This window comes from Intrasporangium sp. (genome assembly GCF_039812505.1).
Classification (GTDB): Bacteria; Actinomycetota; Actinomycetes; order Actinomycetales; family Dermatophilaceae; genus Intrasporangium_A.
Genome location: NZ_JBDIAQ010000022.1, coordinates 17,622 through 35,460, shown reverse-complemented (window position 1 = coordinate 35,460; position 17,839 = coordinate 17,622). Strand labels below are relative to the sequence as shown.

At 70.5% G+C, this 17,839-nt stretch carries 15 protein-coding genes and 2 tRNA genes; 13 read left to right on the top strand and 4 right to left on the bottom strand.

Features of this window, described 5'->3' with window-relative positions:
* Positions 1 to 96: 96 nt before the first annotated feature.
* Both WMI84_RS05230 and WMI84_RS05225 read right to left on the bottom strand, forming a co-directional pair.
* Positions 97 to 810: a hypothetical protein gene (locus WMI84_RS05230; protein ID WP_347351037.1), complete on the bottom strand. Its 714-nt coding sequence runs from the start codon at positions 808 to 810 to the stop codon at positions 97 to 99.
* 469 nt (positions 811 to 1,279) lie between these two features.
* Positions 1,280 to 3,616 (bottom strand): (Fe-S)-binding protein, encoded by a 2,337-nt coding sequence (locus WMI84_RS05225; protein ID WP_347351035.1) that lies wholly within the window; start codon positions 3,614 to 3,616, stop codon positions 1,280 to 1,282.
* A 235-nt stretch (positions 3,617 to 3,851) separates the two neighbouring features.
* Here WMI84_RS05225 and cysK point away from each other — a divergent pair, with 235 nt between their 5' ends.
* The 10 genes from cysK to WMI84_RS05175 all read left to right on the top strand — a co-directional run bounded on the left by cysK (position 3,852) and on the right by WMI84_RS05175 (position 14,014).
* The gene (gene cysK / locus WMI84_RS05220; RefSeq protein WP_347351034.1) at positions 3,852 to 4,781 is read left to right on the top strand and encodes a cysteine synthase A; all 930 of its coding nucleotides are present in this window, start codon (positions 3,852 to 3,854) and stop codon (positions 4,779 to 4,781) included.
* 2 nt (positions 4,782 to 4,783) lie between these two features.
* A complete protein-coding gene (gene cysE / locus WMI84_RS05215) occupies positions 4,784 to 5,476 on the top strand; it encodes a serine O-acetyltransferase (protein WP_347351032.1) in 693 nt (230 codons plus the stop codon).
* A gap of 157 nt (positions 5,477 to 5,633) precedes the next feature.
* On the top strand, positions 5,634 to 6,992 hold the full coding sequence (locus WMI84_RS05210; RefSeq protein ID WP_347351030.1) for a cytosine permease: 1,359 nt from the start codon (positions 5,634 to 5,636) through the stop codon (positions 6,990 to 6,992).
* A gap of 12 nt (positions 6,993 to 7,004) precedes the next feature.
* Positions 7,005 to 8,567 (top strand): hydantoinase/oxoprolinase family protein, encoded by a 1,563-nt coding sequence (locus tag WMI84_RS05205; RefSeq protein WP_347351029.1) that lies wholly within the window; start codon positions 7,005 to 7,007, stop codon positions 8,565 to 8,567.
* Positions 8,560 to 9,624 carry a DUF917 domain-containing protein gene (locus tag WMI84_RS05200; protein ID WP_347351027.1) on the top strand — a complete coding sequence of 355 codons (1,065 nt, stop codon included), beginning with the start codon at positions 8,560 to 8,562 and terminating at the stop codon, positions 9,622 to 9,624. The genes WMI84_RS05205 and WMI84_RS05200 overlap by 8 nt, the downstream gene beginning before the upstream one ends.
* 15 nt (positions 9,625 to 9,639) lie before the next feature.
* Positions 9,640 to 10,698: a DUF917 domain-containing protein gene (locus WMI84_RS05195; RefSeq protein ID WP_347351025.1), complete on the top strand. Its 1,059-nt coding sequence runs from the start codon at positions 9,640 to 9,642 to the stop codon at positions 10,696 to 10,698.
* On the top strand, positions 10,695 to 12,227 hold the full coding sequence (locus tag WMI84_RS05190) for a helix-turn-helix domain-containing protein (RefSeq protein WP_347351023.1): 1,533 nt from the start codon (positions 10,695 to 10,697) through the stop codon (positions 12,225 to 12,227). Before WMI84_RS05195 ends, WMI84_RS05190 begins: the two co-directional genes overlap by 4 nt.
* Before the next feature lie 113 nt (positions 12,228 to 12,340).
* The gene (locus WMI84_RS05185; protein ID WP_347351021.1) at positions 12,341 to 13,060 is read left to right on the top strand and encodes an aspartate/glutamate racemase family protein; all 720 of its coding nucleotides are present in this window, start codon (positions 12,341 to 12,343) and stop codon (positions 13,058 to 13,060) included.
* Positions 13,061 to 13,183: 123 nt separating this feature from the next.
* Complete coding sequence (locus tag WMI84_RS05180) at positions 13,184 to 13,918, top strand: aldolase/citrate lyase family protein (protein ID WP_347351019.1); 735 nt, start codon at positions 13,184 to 13,186, stop codon at positions 13,916 to 13,918.
* 9 nt (positions 13,919 to 13,927) lie between these two features.
* Positions 13,928 to 14,014: transfer RNA gene (locus WMI84_RS05175), tRNA-Ser, on the top strand.
* A 144-nt stretch (positions 14,015 to 14,158) separates the two neighbouring features.
* On the opposite strand, the gene WMI84_RS05170 is transcribed toward WMI84_RS05175, so the two are convergent.
* On the bottom strand, positions 14,159 to 14,404 hold the full coding sequence (locus tag WMI84_RS05170; RefSeq protein ID WP_347351017.1) for a hypothetical protein: 246 nt from the start codon (positions 14,402 to 14,404) through the stop codon (positions 14,159 to 14,161).
* Positions 14,405 to 14,550: 146 nt separating this feature from the next.
* On the opposite strand from WMI84_RS05170, the gene folP reads away from it, so the two are divergent.
* Both folP and WMI84_RS05160 read left to right on the top strand, forming a co-directional pair.
* A complete protein-coding gene (gene folP, locus WMI84_RS05165; RefSeq protein WP_347351039.1) occupies positions 14,551 to 15,465 on the top strand; it encodes a dihydropteroate synthase in 915 nt (304 codons plus the stop codon).
* Between the two features lie 229 nt (positions 15,466 to 15,694).
* Complete coding sequence (locus WMI84_RS05160; protein WP_347351015.1) at positions 15,695 to 15,898, top strand: cold-shock protein; 204 nt, start codon at positions 15,695 to 15,697, stop codon at positions 15,896 to 15,898.
* Positions 15,899 to 15,977: 79 nt separating this feature from the next.
* Here the strand turns inward: WMI84_RS05160 and WMI84_RS05155 are convergent, their stop codons facing one another.
* The gene (locus WMI84_RS05155) at positions 15,978 to 17,528 is read right to left on the bottom strand and encodes an LCP family protein (protein WP_347351013.1); all 1,551 of its coding nucleotides are present in this window, start codon (positions 17,526 to 17,528) and stop codon (positions 15,978 to 15,980) included.
* Positions 17,529 to 17,746: 218 nt separating this feature from the next.
* Here WMI84_RS05155 and WMI84_RS05150 point away from each other — a divergent pair.
* Positions 17,747 to 17,834 (top strand) — tRNA-Ser (locus WMI84_RS05150).
* Positions 17,835 to 17,839 lie beyond the last annotated feature (5 nt).

Below are 17,839 nucleotides of genomic sequence, written 5' to 3'. Positions count from 1 at the left end.
TCGTCTTCCCGCTGCCGATGGACGTCATCGGCCCGCTGATCAACCGGCTCGCGCCCCCGGAGCCGAAGGACGACTGAGCCGGCTGCGCGGGCGGGTTCAGCTGCCGGACAGCTCCGGGCGGCGCCTGCCCAGCTGCGACTCCCACGGGACCTGCAGCGAGGGGGCCGGCTTCGGGGCGGGTGGCACGAACCGCTTCGTGTCGTCGATGCAGGCGCGCAGCAGCCGGACCAGGCGGTCCTGGGCGTCCGGGACGCAGGCCTCGGCGATCGCGTCGATCGACAGGGCGACCAGGCGGCGGGCCGCGTGCGAACGCAGCGGACGACGCAGTGCGCCGGCCCGGGCGATGAAGTCACGGGCCCACTTCTCCGCCTCCGGCGCGGCGGCCAGGGCGTCGCGGCACATCTGCACGCCCGGCTCGTCCGGCGCGTCCCCGAGCTGGGTCAGGGTGCGCTCGGCCGCGAGCAGGCCGACCGCCAGGGCGTGCTGCGCCCGCTCCGACGAGACGGGCAGCGCCTCGGTGGCACCTCGCGCCGCCAGCACGGCGTCGACCCTCGGGTCCTCCGGGTTGAGACCCACGACCTCCGGGATCATGATCACCAGCCGCTGTCGGGTGGCGTCCTCCACGGCGTCGTTGACGCATCGGGCCGCCGCGGCCAGCACCGGGTGGGTGCACCTGGGGTGGTCGCTCCAGCGTTCCCCGGCGAGGAATGAGGCCATCTCCATGAAGCAGGCGCCCGATCTCGGGTTCCAGTGCCGACCCTGGGACAGGACCGGGACTCCGTCAGGGATGGGCACGGCTCGTCGTGACATGACGCCTCCTGCGGTGGTACGGGAACCTTGGGGACCCACTCCCAGCATGCGCCACGCTCACCCCACTTGGCCAGAGAGCACCCTCGCGCTCAAACTCCTCTATGAGGCACCTCGGAGGGCGGCGTGCCTCAGACAGCTTGAGCGCGGGGGTGGCGGTGTCTCAGCTTCGTTGAGCGGACCGACAGTGTTGGTGCCTTCTCGGGGGCGCCGCCCTCGAGAAGTGGGACCGGTTGCAGGTGTCGTGGTGTTTCGGGGGCGCCGCCCTCGAGAAGTGGGACCGGTTGCAGGTGTCGTGGTGTTTCGGGGGCGCCGCCCTCGAGAAGTGGGACCGGTTGCAGGTGTCGTGGTGTTTCGGGGGCGAAGCCCTCACGTCACGCGGCCACGATCACCACGCATCAAGAGCGGGGTACGGTCGCCCAACCCTCAAGGGGCACCAGCACGGCGGTCCCGCGCCGCAGGTGCGGTCGGTTCAGCCGGCCGAGGCGGGCTCCGGCGCGGCCGCCTGGTCACCACCACCGTCGCCCCCGCGGCGCACCGCCGCGAGCAGCATCTGCGCCACGTCGACGACCTCGACCTCGTCGGTCGCCTTGCCGTCCTGGATGGCGGCGTTGAGGCCGTCGCTGAGCATCACCTTGCAGAACGGGCAGCCGATCGCGATCCGGTCGGCCCCCGTCGCGAGGGCCTCCTCGGTGCGGCTGTTGTTGATCCGGGTGCCGAGCTGCTCCTCCATCCACATCCGGGCACCGCCGGCGCCGCAGCAGAAGGACTTCTCGCGGCTGCGCTCCATCTCGGCGTACTCGACCCCCGGCAGTGCGCCCAGCAGCTCGCGCGGGGGCGCGTAGACGTGGTTGTGCCGGCCGAGGTAGCACGGGTCGTGGTAGGTGACCTTGTGCCCGGTCGAGGCCGCGCCCTCGCCGGACGCCTGGTCGGGCCGGGTGACGGGGGTGAGCCGCTTCTCGCGGACGAGCCGGTTGAGCAGCTGCGTGTGGTGCAGCACCTCGTAGTGTCCGCCGAGCTGGGCGTACTCGTTGCGGATGGTGTTGAAGCAGTGCGCGCACTGCACGATGATCTTCGTCGCCCCGACCTCCTTGAACGTCTCGACGTTCTGCTGGGCGAGCATCTGGAAGAGGAACTCGTTGCCGGCGCGCCGGGCCGCATCGCCGGTGCAGGCCTCGCCGTCGCCGAGGCAGGCGTACCTGACGCCGGCCGTGTGGAGCAGCTCGGCGACCGCGCGGGTCGTCTTCTTGGCCCGGTCCTCGTAGGCGCCGGCGCAGCCGACCCAGAAGAGGTAGTCGACCTCCTCGAGCGACTCGACGTCGACGCCGACCTGCGGCACGTCGAACGGCAGGTCCTTGGCCCAGTCCATCCGCAGCCGCGGAGCCAGTCCCCACGGGTTCTGGTTCTTCTCGAGGTTCTTGAACAGCCCGCCCAGCTCGGCCGGGAAGGCCGACTCGATGAGCACCTTGTAGCGGCGCATGTCGACGATCGCGTCGACGTGCTCGATGTCGACCGGGCACTGCTCGACGCACGCGCCGCACGCGACGCACGACCACAGCACGTCGTCGTCGATGACCGCGTCGGGTCCGTACGGGGTGTACGCGCCCCGGGGGTCGCCGGTCGGGTCGTAGCCGGTCGGGCCGACCAGCTGCTCGAGGGCGGCGGCGCCCTTGGTGTGCTCGGACAGGCCCTCGGCCTGCTCGATCCCGGCGGCGCGGACCTCCTCGGCGGCCCGCAGCCACGGGGCCTTGGCGTGGGCGTTGTCGCGCAGCGCCATGACCATCAGCTTGGGGGAGAGCGGCTTGTCGGTGTTCCAGGCCGGGCACTGGCTCTGGCAGCGGCCGCACTCGGTGCAGGTGGTGAAGTCGAGCAGGCCCTTCCAGGTGAAGTCCTCGACCTTGCCGACGCCCAGCGCGGCGTCCTCGTCGAGCTCGTCGACGTTCTCGAAGTCGAGCACCTCGCCCTTGACCCGGATCGGCTGTAGCGGGCCCAACGAGGTGCCGCCGTCGGCGTACCGCTTGAGGAAGATGTTGAAGAAGGCGAGGAAGCGGTGCCAGGCCACGCCCATCGTCGGGGTCAGCGCGATGGTGATCATCCAGGCGAAGCTGATCAGGATCTTGATCGCGGCGATGACGATGATCGCGGTGGCCAGGGCGTCGACCGTGGCGCTCTTGAAGATCTCGCCCATCCAGGCGGTCATCGGGAAGTGCAGCAGGGTCGCCGGGCCGGTCCCGCTGAACCCGGTCGTCCCGCCGTTCCAGATCAGGGCGTACTCGAGACCGCGCAGCAGCAGGATGCAGATGACGACCCCGAGGATCGTGTACTCCACGTAGTAGGCCTGCCACCAGACCGACCCGAAGAAGCGGCTGCGGCGGCCCCGGTCACCGGGCGCCGACCGCGGGTGCTTGACCTGGCGGATCACGATCAGCACGAGGATCCCGACGAAGCCGGCCCACGCGAAGAACTCGGTGACCCACTCGTACGGCAGCCAGTGCCCGATCAGCGGCAGCGCGAAGTCGGCCGTGAAGACCTGCCCGAAGGCGTTGACCAGCTGCAGGAACAGGACCCCGAAGCTGATCATCGTGAACCAGTGGGCCACCGCGACGAGGGGCAGCCGCGACATCCGCGTGTGCCCCAGGAACTCCCGGACCAGGGTGCGGGTGCGCAGCCCCGGCTGGTCGGTGCGCACCTCGGGCTGGCCGAGCCGGAACGTCGACAGGAAGTGGTTGACCGTCTTGACGAACAGGGCAATCGCGACGACCGTCACGGCCAGGCTGACAACGATGGCGACGACCTGAACGGCAGACATGGGCGGCAGTCTACTGAGCGGCCTGCCCGGGGCCCGGCAACTGTGACCACGCTCGCCGTCCGTGGCGCCGGCGGGTCACCTGTCGGACGGTGCAGACGGCCGGAAGTGCCGCAACGGGTGCGTTCGAGGTGTGGGACGGCCGATGCAGGCCGGATAACGATGTGTTGGAATAGCCATAATGTTTCGTCGGTTGCCCCTCTGGCAACCTATCCAGCCCACACCGGAGGCCCCGCCCATGCCGATCCACGACGACGTCACGCAGCTCGTCGGCAACACCCCGCTCGTCCGACTCAACAAGGTCACCGACGGTGCCGGCGCCACGGTGGCCGCCAAGCTGGAGTTCTACAACCCCGCCAGCTCGGTCAAGGACCGCATCGGCGTGGCCATCGTCGACGCGGCCGAGCGCAGCGGAGAGCTGCAGCCCGGCGGGACGATCATCGAGGCGACGTCCGGCAACACCGGCATCGCGCTCGCCATGGTCGGCGCCGCCCGCGGCTACCGGGTCGTGCTGACTATGCCCTCCTCGATGTCGAACGAGCGCAAGGCCCTGCTGCGCGCCTTCGGTGCCGAGCTGGTCCTGACCGACCCGGCCGGCGGGATGAAGGCCGCCGTCGAGCGGGCCGAGCAGCTCGCGGCCGAGCGTGGCGGGGTCCTGGCCCGGCAGTTCTCCAACGAGGCCAACCCGGAGATCCACCGACGCACGACCGCCGAGGAGATCTGGAAGGACACCGACGGGGCGGTCGACATCGTGGTGGCCGGCGTCGGCACCGGAGGCACCATCACCGGGGTCGGCCAGGTGCTCAAGGCGCGCAATCCCGCGGTGCAGATCATCGCCGTCGAGCCCGCCGAGTCGGCGATCCTCAACGGGGGACAACCCGGCCCGCACAAGATCCAGGGGCTCGGGGCCAACTTCGTGCCGGACGTGCTCGACACCTCGGTCTACGACGAGGTGATCGACGTCGACAGCGACACCGCCGTGAGGTACGCGCGCCGCGCGGCCACGGAGGAGGGCCTGCTCGTCGGCATCTCCTCCGGCGCCGCGATCGCTGCGGCGGCCCAGGTCGCGCGGCGGCCCGAGAACGCCGGCCGGACGATCGTGGTCATCGTCCCCTCGTTCGGGGAACGGTACGTCTCGACGGTCCTGTTCGAGGGGCTGGCCGACTGACCATGTCGACTGCACTTCGCCGAGACCCGGACGTGCCGTCGCGGGGTCCGCTGACGCTCGTGTCCACTTCCGACGGCAAGCCGGGTGGGAGGCATACCTTCTCGTATGCCGCTGGGCTGACCTTCGTGCGCGAGCTCGCCGAGCGCCTGGTCGAGGACGTCGACGGCGCGATCGAGCGCGACCCTGCCGCGACGTCGCGGCTCGAGGTGGTCCTGACCTCTCCGGGCCTGCACGCGATCTGGGCACACCGGGGGCTGCACCGGCTCTGGCAGCTGCCGGGCGGCCGGCTGCCGGCGCGGGTCCTGGCGACCCTGACCCGCTCGGTCACCGGCGTCGAGATCCATCCCGGCGCCCGGATCGGGCGGCGCTTCTTCATCGACCACGGGATGGGTGTGGTCATCGGCGAGACCGCCGAGGTCGGCGACGACGTCATGCTCTACCACGGCGTGACCCTCGGCGGGCGCTCGCTGGCCCGGGTCAAGCGCCACCCGACGATCGGCAACCGCGTGACGATCGGGACCGGCGCTCGCGTGCTCGGGCCGGTGGTGGTCGGCGACGACGCCCAGATCGGTGCGAACTCGGTTGTCGTCAAGGACATTCCGGCCGGGGCGGTGGCGACCGGCGTCCCGGCGCAGCTGCGCTTCCCGAAGAAGGGAACGGTCAACCGCTGGGTCGACCCGGCGATCTACATCTGAGGCACGCAGTCAGCAGTCGGCTCCGAGGTGATGGGCCCTTCAGTGCGCACTGCACTGAAGGGGTTCTGTGTCTGTGCAAGGCGCATCGTGCGCGGCGATGAGGCCCGACCTACCGTCGTGGTGACCCAAAGCTCCCGCTCACCTCCCGGAGGCCCACATGGACGCCACCTCAGAGCACGACGACTACGCGCTCAGCCGCGTGCCCCACGACAAGCGCTACTCCTGGTTCACCATGGCGATCCAGCGGTTCGGCATGCTGAGCTCGCTCGCCAGCTTCCTGATCGGCGCCACTCTCGGATTCGGGATGACCTTCTGGAACGCCGTGCTGGCCATCACCCTCGGTGCCGTCGTCCTCGAGGTGCTGACCATCTTCACCGGCATAGCGGGACAACGTGAGGGTCTGTCGACCTCGGTGCTGGCCAGGTGGACCGGCTTCGGCCGGTCCGGCTCGTCGCTCATCGGCCTGGCCATCAGCCTCTCGGCGCTCGGCTGGTTCGGCATCCAGAACGCCGTCTCGGCCCAGGGGCTCGTCAGTCTGATCGGCTGGCTGCCGCTCTGGGCCTGGGCGCTGGTCTTCGGGCTCATCGTCACGGCGATCGTGTCCTTCGGCATCGGCTCGATGAACTGGACGGCCTATATCACCGTCCCGGCGTTCCTGCTGCTGGCCGGCTGGTCCATCGTCGTCGAGCTGTCCCGGCACGACTTCGGGGCGCTGTTGCAGGCCCAGCCGGCAGGCCCGCAGCTCTCCCTGCTGCAGGGCACCAGCATCGTCGCGGGCGGGTTCATCGTCGGCGCGGTCATCACCCCGGACATGAGCCGCTTCAACCGGAGCGCCGGCGACGTCGTCAAGCAGACCATCGTCGGGATCAGCCTCGGCGAGTACGTCATCGGCCTGATCGGGGTCCTGTTGGCGCTCGCCCTCAAGACCAACGACGTGGTGGCCATCGTGACCTCGACGTCCGGCTTCGTCGGCACCCTCGTCATCATCGCGGCGACCCTGAAGATCAACGACTGGAACCTCTACGCGGCTTCGCTCGGCGTCGTCAACTTCGTCGACCAGGTCTTCGGTCGGCGGGTCAACCGGGCCGTCGTGACCGCGGTCGTCGGTGTCCTCGGCTCGGTGCTCGGCGCAGTCGGCATCCTCGGGCGCTTCACCGACTTCCTCATCCTGCTCGGCGTGGTCTTCCCGCCGATCGCCGGGATCATGGTCGCCGAGTACTTCATCGTCAAGGTGTTCCGCGACGATCTGGACCGTAGCCGGGCGGTGGGCCGGCTGCCCGCTGCCGCCCCGACGTGGGTGCCGACCAGCCTGGCCGTCTGGGCCGTCGCCGCACTCGTCGGGCACTTCGTCGACTGGGGTCTGCCCTCGATCAACTCGGTCGTCGTGGCCATGGTCCTCTACATCGCGGCCGGGTATGCCGGCCTGGTGAGGGGGATCGGCGCCTCGCCGACGCATCCCGCCCAGCACGCACCGGCCTCGACCGCAGCAGGCCTCACGGCCGGCGCCGGAAACTGACAGGAGAACATCATGCATCGACTCGGCATCGACGTCGGCGGCACCAACACCGACGCGGTCCTGCTCGAGGGCTCGAAGGTCGTCGCGGCGACCAAGGCGCCCACCACACCGGACGTGACGAGCGGCATCACCGCCGCAATCACCAACCTGACCACCGCGACGGGGCTCGACCCGCGGGATGTCGCTGCGGTCATGATCGGCACGACCCACTTCATCAACGCCCTCGTGGAGGGCACCCGGCTCACGCCCACCGCCGCCATCCGTTTCGGGCTACCCGCGACCAGCGCGCTGCCGCCGCTCGTCGACTGGCCGGACCGGCTCAGCAGCGCGATCGGGGGGCTGAGCTTCCTGTGCCACGGCGGCCACGAGTACGACGGCAGCCGGATCGCCGACCTCGACGAGGTCGAGTTCCGCGCGGTCCTGGACAAGGCGGTCTCGGCCGGTGCCAGGTCGTTCGCGATCTCCTCGGTGTTCTCACCGGTCAACGCCGAGTTCGAGCTACGGGCGGCCGAGATCATCGCCGAGCAGCTGCCGAACGCGCCGGTCAGCCTGTCCCACGAGATCGGTCGGATGGGCCTGCTCGGTCGTGAGAACGCGACGGTCATCAACGCGGCCCTGCGCGAGCTCGCGGAGACCGTCACGCACGGCCTGACCGGCGCGGTGCGAGGCCTGGGCTTCACCGCACCTGTCTTCCTGAGCCAGAACGACGGCACCCTGATGGACGTCGACTACGCGAGGCGCTACCCGGTTGCCACGTTCGCCTCCGGCCCGACCAACTCCATGCGCGGCGCGGCGTTCCTGTCCGGGCTGCGCGACTGCGCTGTCGTCGATGTCGGCGGCACGACGACCGATGTCGGCATCCTGCAGAACGGATTCCCCCGCGAGGCCTCGGTCGACGTGGCCGTCGCCGGCATCCAGACCAACTTCCGGATGCCCGACGTGCTCTCGATCGGGATCGGCGGTGGCAGTCGGGTGACGGGCCTTGGCTCGGAGCCCCAGGTCGGACCGCAGAGCGTCGGCTACCGGCTGACCGAGCAGGCCCTCGTCTTCGGCGGCGACGTCCTGACCGCGACCGACGTGGCAGTCGCCGCAGGCGTCGCCGACATCGGCGACCGCGGTAGGGTCGCTCAACTGGACCAAGGTGCTGCTCGGGCGGTGTTGGACCACGTGGCCGAGCGGATGGCCGAGCTGGTCGACCGGATGCGCATCTCGGCAGACCCGATCCCGGTCGTCGCCGTCGGAGGCGGCAGCATTCTCGTGCCGGACGTGCTGGCCTCGGCTTCCGAGGTGTTGCGCCCCGAGCATTTCCCCGCGGCAAACGCCATCGGTGCGGCCATCGCCGAGGTCGGTGGCGAGGTCGACCGGGTCTTCTCCATCGATCCCGGTCGCCGGGACACCGTCCGTGACGAGGCCCGTCAGGAGGCGGTCGACCGTGCGGTCGCAGCGGGTGCCCGACCTGAGTCGGTGCGCGTCGTGGACATCGAGGAGGTGCCGCTTGCCTATCTGCCGGGCAACGCGACGCGGATCAGAGTCAAGGCAGTTGGCGAGCTCTCGTTGGGAGGCAGCAATGCGTGAGATCACAGTGGACGACCTGATGGACATGGCCCGCGGCGCCGCGGTCCTCGGGACCGGCGGTGGTGGCGACCCCTACGTCGGGCGGCTGCTCGCCCAGCAGGCGATCCGCAAGCACGGGCCGGTCACCCTGGTCGGGGTCGACGAGGTGCCGGACGACGCCCTCGTGATCCCCGCCGCCTTCATGGGCGCACCGACGGTGATGCTGGAGAAGATCCCGTCCGGCGCCGAGATCACCGCGGCCCTGCGGGCTCTCGAGGAGCTGCTCGGGCGCAAGGCCACCCACACCGTCTCGATCGAGGCAGGCGGGCTCAACTCGATGATCCCGATCGTGGCGGCCGCCGAGCTGGGCATCCCGCTGGTCGACGCAGACGGGATGGGACGGGCCTTCCCGGAGCTGCAGATGTTGCTGCCCACCCTGGGTGGCATCGCAGCCTCGCCCATGGCGCTCGCCGACGAGCGTGGCAACAGCGTCACGATGCGCACTCTCGACAACGTGTGGGCCGAACGGTTCGCCCGGACCGCCACCGTCGAGATGGGGTGCAGCGCCGCGGTCAGCCTCTATGCCCTCACCGGACGTCAAGTGCACGACTACACCGTGCACGGCACGATGACGCTGTGCCAGCAGGTGGGTGCCGCCATCCGGGAGGCCTCCGGCGCGCACGCCGACCCCGTCGAGGCCGCCACGGTGGCGCTGGGCGGCACACGAGTGTTCGACGGCAAGCTCACCGATGTCGAACGTCGCACCCAAGGTGGCTTCAACCGAGGTGAGGCCAGCCTCGAGGGTCTCGGCCCGGACACCGGCGAACAGATGACGGTCTCGTTCCAGAACGAGAACCTCGTCGCCCGCCGCGGCGATGAGGTCGTGGCCAGCGTGCCCGACCTGATCTGCATGCTCGACACGGACACCGGTGAGCCGGTCACGACGGAGTCGCTCCGCTACGGGCTGCGTGTCAGCGTGGTGGCCGTGCCGTGCGACCCCAGGTGGCGTTCGCCGCAGGGCCTCGAGCTGGCGGGTCCGGGCTACTTCGGCTACGAGCACGAGTACGTCCCCGTCTGATGTCATCATCGGACCGTGAGTGCTCGCTCGCGACCCACGTTGCGTCGGCTGACGACACGCGATGTCGAGGCCCTCGCGGCGGGGGCGACACTGCTCGGCTCCGGTGGCGGTGGTGCCGTCGCAACCGGAGCCGCGCTCCTGCGCACAGCCCTTGCGAGTCGCTCGGTCGAGGTGCGTCAGGCAGCGGAGCTGGCGCCTGATGCGCTCGTCGTGCACGTCGGGGTCGTCGGCAGCCCTGACGTCGTCGCCGAACGGTTGCTGAGCGGCGCCGACCTGGCCCGGGCCGTGGAGGCTGTCGCCTCACAGGTGGGCGCTTCCGTCGACGCTCTCGGCATCATCGAGATCGGCGGGCTCAACGCCCTGCTGCCCCCGGTGGCGGCGGTGGAGCTGGGCCTGCCGGTCGTCGACGGTGACCTGATGGGGCGCGCGTTCCCGCACATCCGCCAGACCACCCTGGCAACCGCGGGTATGCCGCCCACTCCCGTTGCGCTCGTCGACCCCTCCGGCTCCACGGCCGTTTTCACGACTGGCACCGCAGCCCGGGTCGAGTCGCTGGTGGCCGCCTGCGCCGGTGCCATGGGTGGGGCGGCCACGGTCGCGCTGCACCCGGCGTCCGCGGCAACCCTTGCTGAGCTTGGTGTTCCTGGGAGCCTCACTGCGTGCATCCGGGCGGGGGAGGCCTATCTCACCGCACCACCCGGGGACAGCGCCCGGCTCGCGGCCCAGCTGGGCGGCATACTGCTCTTCGAGGGCCGCGTCGATGACGTGGCGCCTCGCGAGGACGGCGCGCCGGGAAGTCTCACGCTCACCCATGACGCCACCGCGACCACCGTGCGGGTCGACTTCCTCACCGAGTTCCTCGCGGTGACGGTTGATGCCGAGCCGGTCGCGCTGACGCCTGAGGTCGTCGTCATCGTCAACACCCATGACTTCGCCATCCTCAACACCGACCAGGTTCGCCTCGGCCAGTCGGTGTCCGTCATCGCCTTGCCGCCGCTGCATCGGTGGCCGGACGAGGCGCGCCGCCTCGTCGGGCCGGCGGGCTACGGACTCGACCTCCAGGAGGGCATGTGACGGGGGCCGCGAGGCGGGCACCGGTCGGCCCGGCCCGCGTTGCCGACCTGCTGGCCGACCCGCTCCTGGCCGAGGCGGGCATCGTGGCCGGCACTTCCGGGCTCGAAGGGGTGGTTCGCGACGTGCGTTGGTACGACGGAGATCTCACCGATCTCGACCGGTGCCTCCTGGTCTGTCCGGACAACGAGGTCACCCCGCCGTACCGGCTCGACGCCCTCGTCCGCCGCGCCAAGGAGCACGGTGCCGCCGGTGTCCTTGTGGTCGGGCCACGGACCCGCTCGCTGCTCTCGACCCTGCGGCTGGCCGATCGCCTCGCTCTCCCCGTGTTGTGGGTCGACCACAGGTCACCGGTGCGGCTCGTGCAGGACCTGACCGCACTCGTGCGCGCTCCGGCCCAGCTTCGCACCCAAGCGGTCGAGCGACTGCTGCGCCGGCTGTCGGCCAAGCGGTCCGGTCCGGAGATCCTCGGTGCGGCCTCGACCGTCCTGGAGGCGCCGCTGTCGCTGGTGGCTGATGACGGCACGGTCCTGCTCGGCGCTCCGGCAGCGCTCGACGACGTACGGCTCGATCAGGCCGTGCCACAACGGGGCGCCCGGGTCCTGGTCCATCCCGTGCTCGACCCGACGGTGAACCGGGTCGCCGCCTGGGTCGCCTGCGCGGTTGAGCGTGCCGCCCCCGCCCGCCTCGACGTGCTCGCAACCGGGTTGGCGGTCACCGAGCCGTTCCTGCGGTCCTGGCTCGCCGGGCAGCGAGCGCAGTCCGATCGGGACGATGCCTTCCAGGCCAGACTCCTCGCGGAGGTCATGGCTGCCGGCGACTCGGTCGGGCGGGATGTGGTCGAAGGGGCGGTGTCCCTCGGGTGGCGGCTGTCGGACTGGCACATCGGAATCCACCTGTACAGTCCGTCGGCACCGGCTCCGGGCGGTCGTGAGCCGCTCGTGACGGCGGTCGGGGCGGCGCTGACCGAGCACGGCTTCGAGGTCGTCACCGCCGTGTACACCGGGGTTGGGTGGGCGATGTGGACCAGCGCCGACCGGGAGCCGGCACCGGACTGGGGACGCCAGGCGCTGCGCACCTTCCGGGTCGTGGCGGCCGGTCTCCCCCGCGAGTGGGCCCTGGTCCTCGGCATCGGCCGCCCCCATCGTGGGCCGGCAGGACTGGCGGCGACCCTGATCGAGGCTCGGGATGCCGCCGACCTGGCGCGCAGCCACGACTTCCGTCCTGCGGTGGAGCACGCCGACGAGCTCGGGGTGGCGCGCCTGCTCGGGACGTGGCAACGGTCCGAGGTGACCAGGGCCTTTGCCGAGACCGCGCTGGCGCCCCTGCGAGAGGCTCCGGTGCTGCTGACGACCTTGCGCGCATACCTCGAGTCGGGCGGGTCGGTCACCGAGGCTGCGGCCGCGCTCGGCGTGCACCGCAACACGATCGCCTCACGCCTGAGCGTGATCAAGGAGCGGATCGGGGCCGACCTCACCGACCCGAGCCAGCGGCTCGCCTTCCAGGTGGCGTGTCGCGCACTCACGCCGTGATCCGGTTCCTGGGCACAGTGCACATGCGGTGACCTCAGGAGCAGCGTCCTGCACGTACCTGTGGGGCGCGGCCTTGTCTAACGTCGAGAGCACCATCGAACGAGGAGCTGCACATGCACATCCGAGTCATCCTGCCGGTCATCGGCGATGCACTGGTCGACCACGTCCGTGCCGAGGCGCAGTCGTGGGCGTCACCCGGAACCACGATCGACACGGTCAGCCTCGAGCGCGGCACGGCCAGCATCGAGTCGGAGTACGACGAGGCACTGGCCGGGCCCGGCATCCTCGAGCGGGTGGAGCAGGCTGCCGCCGACGGTGTCGACGGCGTGTTCGTCACCTGCTTCGGCGACCCGGGGGTGCACGCGGCCCGCGAGATCATCGACGCCCCGGTCGTCGGGGGCTTCGAACCGGCCATGCTCATGGCGCTCAGCCTCGGCGAGAAGGTCGGCATCGTCACGGTCCTGCCCAACGTCCTGCCGATGCTCCGCTCGCTCACCCGGCGCTATGCCCTGGAGGACCGGCTCGGCACCATCCGGGTCATCGACCTGCCGGTCCTGGCCCTGGACGACCACGACCTGCTGGTCGAGCGGCTGGTCGGACAGGCCTCCGATGCGGTGGCCACCGGAGAGGCGGACGTCATCGTGTTGGGTTGTACCGGGATGCTCGGGGTGGCGGCAGAGCTGCAACGCCGCCTGACCGACAAGGGGATGGCGGTTCCGGTCGTCGACCCCACGGGTGCAGCCATCACCTGGCTCGAGTCCTCGGTGCGGCTCGGCGTGACCCCGAGTCGGACGACCTACATGAGACCACCTGCCAAGGAGCGTTCGGCGTGACGCCGTGCCGTGCCGGTCGGTCTGCACAGGGCCAGCCGCGAGGGAGTGGCCGGCGTGACTGACCGTGCTGCCCGCTTGGGTCGGCTGTCGGCGCAGCCCGGCGGGGCAACCGGGAGCTCGTCGATGGGCGAGCTCCCCAGCCGCCCGTTGCGCGGGCTCTGGGTCACCTTCCTGACCCCGCACGGCCTCGAGGTCGCCATCACCTCCGCCGGTGCAGCACTCGACTGGATTGCGGTCGACCTGCAGCACGGTGTCCTCGATGAACGCGACTTACCCGACCTGCTTCGCGCCAGCGTCCGGCCTGTCCTGGCTCGGGTGGCGTCCCACGATGCGGCGCACGTGGGTCGGGTCCTCGACACGGGGGTGCTCGGCATCATCGTGCCGGGCGTCGAGTCCGCCTCGCAGGCGGCGGAGGTCGTGTCGGCGGCATACCCACCTCCGCGGGGGAGGCGCAGCAGCGGGACGTCACGAGCGGCGCTGCTGGGTCGGGAGGCGGATCCCCTCGTGGTGGCGATGGTCGAGACCGCGGCAGGGCTGGACCGCGTAGCCGAGATCGCGGCGACCCCGGGCATCGACGGGATCCTTGTCGGCCCCTACGACCTGTCCCTGTCGATCGGAGCGGTCTCGGTGACTGCCACCGAGACCGTCGAGGCGGTCTCGATCGCGCTGTCGGCCGCCCGTGAGAAGGGTTGCCTGACTGGGCTATTCGCTGGATCGGCTGAACTTGCTGGTCGGTTCCACGACGTCGACCTGCTCGCTGTCGACAGCGACGCAGCCATCCTCAGGCGCGGGATGCTCGAGGTGTTCAGCCTGGAGGGCACCGGCAGTGGGAGCTGCGACGGGGATCGGGCACAATGACTGTCACCTGGAGGGCTCGCATAGTGGCCTAGTGCGGCGGTCTTGAAAACCGCTATGGGTTCACACCCATCGTGGGTTCGAATCCCACGCCCTCCGCCGGGCCGGTTCAGCAGGTCTGCACGCTCGATGCCGACAAGTGCACACTCGATCAGGACTGCGGCACGCTCGGTCAGACCGCGAGAGGCAAGACGAAAGGGCCCCGGCCCGTGCCGGAACCCTTTGCCATCTGCAGGAGCGGCCTCAGAGCAGGCCCATCATCTCCTCGGCCGTGGTGTGAGCCTTGGTCTGCGTGGCCGGCCCGTCGACGGACGGACGGTTGAGCACCGCGAAGAACGAGACGATGAACGACATTCTGGTTTCAGATTCCTTAGGTAGCAACGGCCTCATCGGCCACGTGGCCGAGCGGCGCTGCCCGACTTCTGAACTGCAGCCCCAAGCATCACCGGCCTGCGATACGGCCACCGCGACGAAGATCGGCTGCGCCATCCATGGTAACAGTTCGGAGACCCTGCTCCGGACACGGTTGACCTCGCCGGGAGTCCGTGAGATACGAGGGTGTGACCAGCCGACCCGACGACGAGCCGACCGACCACCTCGCGGCCGCCCTGCTCGGGCGCCTCGCCCCGCTGGCGCTGCCGTCGTCGGCCCCGCTCGTCCTGCGCGGACAGCGCTTCGACGCCGGCCGGCCGGCCGTCATGGCCATCGTCAACCGCACCCCTGACTCCTTCTTCAGCGGCAACCGTCTGGCCGACCTCGACGCGGCCAAGCGCGCGGTGGAGACGGATCTCGAAGCGGGCGCCGACATCATCGACGTCGGCGGGGTCCGCGCGGGCCAGCAGGGCGAACCGGTCGGCCCGGCCGAGGAGATCAAGCGTGTCGTCCCTTTCCTCGAGTGGGCACGGGCGGCCCACCCCGAGGTCATCCTCAGCCTGGACACGTGGCGCTCGGAGGTGGCCCGGGAGGCCGGTGCCGTCGGTCTCGACCTGGTCAACGACACCTGGGCCGCGGCCGACCCCGACCTCGTCCACGTCGCGGCGGCTCTCGGTGCCGGGTACGTCGTCTCGCACACGGGGGGGCTGCCGCCGCGCACCGACCCGGTCGACGTCAGCTACGGCGACGACCCGCTGGACGTCGTGCGTGACGTCATCACGACGCTCGGGACCGGCGCGGGCGTGGCCGAGCTGAGCGGCATACCGAGGGAACGGATCCTCGTGGACCCGACCCTCGACTTCGGCAAGACGACCGCGAACTCCCTCGAGGTGCTGCGCCACACGGCCGAGGTCGTCGCGCTGGGCTACCCCGTCCTGCAGGCGGTCTCGCGCAAGGACTTCGTCGGCGAGGCGCTCGACCTGCCGGCCGAGGAACGGCTCGAGGGGTCGCTCGCGGCGACCGCAGTGGCGGCCTGGCTCGGCGCGATCGCCTTCCGGGCGCACGATGTCCGGGCGACCCGCCGGGTGCTCGACATGGTGGCGACCATCCGCGGCGACCGGGCCCCGCGGCTGGCCCTGCGCGGGGTCCGTCGTCCGCCCGCCGAGAAGCCGGGATGAATGGTCGAATACGGGGGGTCCCCGACGCGCGAACCGGTCGGTAGCGTGCTACGGTCGAGCCGGTTGCAGTTGCAGTTCCTCGCAGTCGAGTAGGTGCCCGTCATCCAGATGGTGACGGGTTTTCATTTCGGCGTCGACGGGTCCGCCCGACGAGTGGAGTCAAGCGGCAGCCACGGGGCCTCGCGAGGTGCGTGGTCCCACGGCTCAAACAGAAGGAAGAGTTACCCGTATGGCACAGGGCACCGTCAAGTGGTTCAACGCCGAGAAGGGCTTTGGTTTCATCGCCCAGGACGGCGGCGGCCCCGACGTCTTCGTCCACTACTCGGCCATCCAGACGAACGGCTACCGTTCGCTGGACGAGGCACAGCGCGTCGAGTTCGAGGTCACGCAGGGCCCCAAGGGTCCGCAGGCCGACCAGGTTCGCCCGCTCTGACCCAGAAGGCGCGACACCGCGTTCTCTGACCACAGCCCCCCGGTCTCGACCGGGGGGCTGTGGTCGTGTCAGCGCGCTGTCAGCACTCGTCGTCGTCGGTCGGGGCGGTCGTCGACGGCGCAGGCGTGGGCGTCTTCGGGGCGACCGTCTCGTGCGTCGCGTTGGTGGTCGGCTTGGGCTTCGGCGGGTTGATCGCCTTCTGGATCACCCGATGGATGACGTCGAAGTCGGGGTCGGCCGTGTTGACCCCGTGCTTCGGGTCGAGGGCCACGCTGGTGATCCGGGCCTGCTGGACGCGCTCGATCAGCTCGACGTAGGCGCTGAGGTTCTCGCCGGGGATGTCCGTGTAGATGTTGTCCTTGGCGATCCGGGCGATCTCGGCGTACTTGGCCAACATGGCGGCCGGGTTGACCTGGCCCACGACGGCCTTGATCACGCACCGTTGCCGGCCCATCCGGCTGTAGTCGTCGTCGGCGGCACGGGTGCGCGCATACCACAGGGTGTGCCATCCGTCGAGGTGCTGCCGGCCCGGCTGGAAGTAGCCCTTCACGCCGACGATCTGGCCGCCGGCCGTCACGTGCCCGCCGATCGGCAGCTTGCCGCCGTACGCGCCCTCCCGCACGTTGATCTCGACCCCGCCCATGGCATCGACCAGCTGGACGAAACCCTTCAGGTCGATCACGACGGTGTGGTCGATCGGCATGCCGACCACCTCGGAGATGACGTCGCGGATGGTGTCCCGGCCGGGGCTCTGCACGCCGGGGAAGCTGCCCGGGTGGTCGGCCGCGAACTGGTCCGCCTCGGTCCAGATCGCGTTGAGGAGGCACCCGTCGGACGGGTCGGCCTGCTGGCGGATGCAGTAGGGCTTGCCGTAGATGCCGGACGGGTAGAGCCGGCGCAGCGGGCTCTTCTTCGGGATCGGCACGTACTGGAGGTTGCGTGGCAGTGAGATCAGCACCGTGTTGCCGGTGTGGGTGTTGATGCTCGCGACGATCATCGAGTCGGTCCGGGTGCCGGTGCGGCCGACCCCGGCGTCCGACCCCAGCAGCAGGATGTTGACGCGAGGCGTCTTGGCCCACGGGTCGGCACCCGCGACCAGCTCCGGGCCGCCCTCACCGTCCAGCGCGCCGTGCCGGTTGGCCGGCTGGAAGACGGACTGGATCGTGTCCCTGGTGATCGTCGTGTACTCGGCCGCCTTGTACGACGTCCCGGCGACCAGCAGCACCATGACCGTGGTGAACGCGGCGAGAAGCCGGGTGCGGGCGCGGTCGAGCCAGGCCGGTCGGGTCCGGATGGCGGTCAGGATGATCGACAGACACCACACGAGGCCACCGGCGACGAAGGCCAGGGCGAGGCCCCGGAGCAGGTCGGGACGCCCGATCAGCGCCAACCCCGACCTCATCACACCGTGGGTCAGCACGAACCAGGTCACGGTGGCGGCCGTGACGACCGTGACGGCGACCAGGACCCAGCCGAGCAGCCAGTTCCGGGTGCGCGTCAGGCCGGCACCCGGGATGACCGTGCCGAGGGCGGTCAGGCCGAGGGCGCGGTGGAAACGGTGCGCAAGGTCCCGGCGAAGGGACTCGCGGTTGTCGGGTGCCGCGGCGGGTGGCCGTGGCGCGGCGGTCATGTCATCCTCTCGTTGACCAGACGTGCAACCTATGTATTGTGCCCTGAACTGCGGTGGTACGCCTAAACGCCGTGTGGACGCGGTGCTGGTGCTGTCATCTGGACAGGCGCGGGGCAGGTGCGGCGCGGTTCGGGGCGGGCGCGGAGCGGTCCGTTTTGGCCGCTGGGCTCCGGGCCCGATAGCCTGTGCAGGCCCGTGCGTCTTTGGCTTGCGGGCGTGGAGGCGTCGCATAGTGGCCTAGTGCGCCCGCCTGCTAAGCGGGTTGGGGTTGATTACCCCTCGCGGGTTCAAATCCCGCCGCCTCCGCTGAC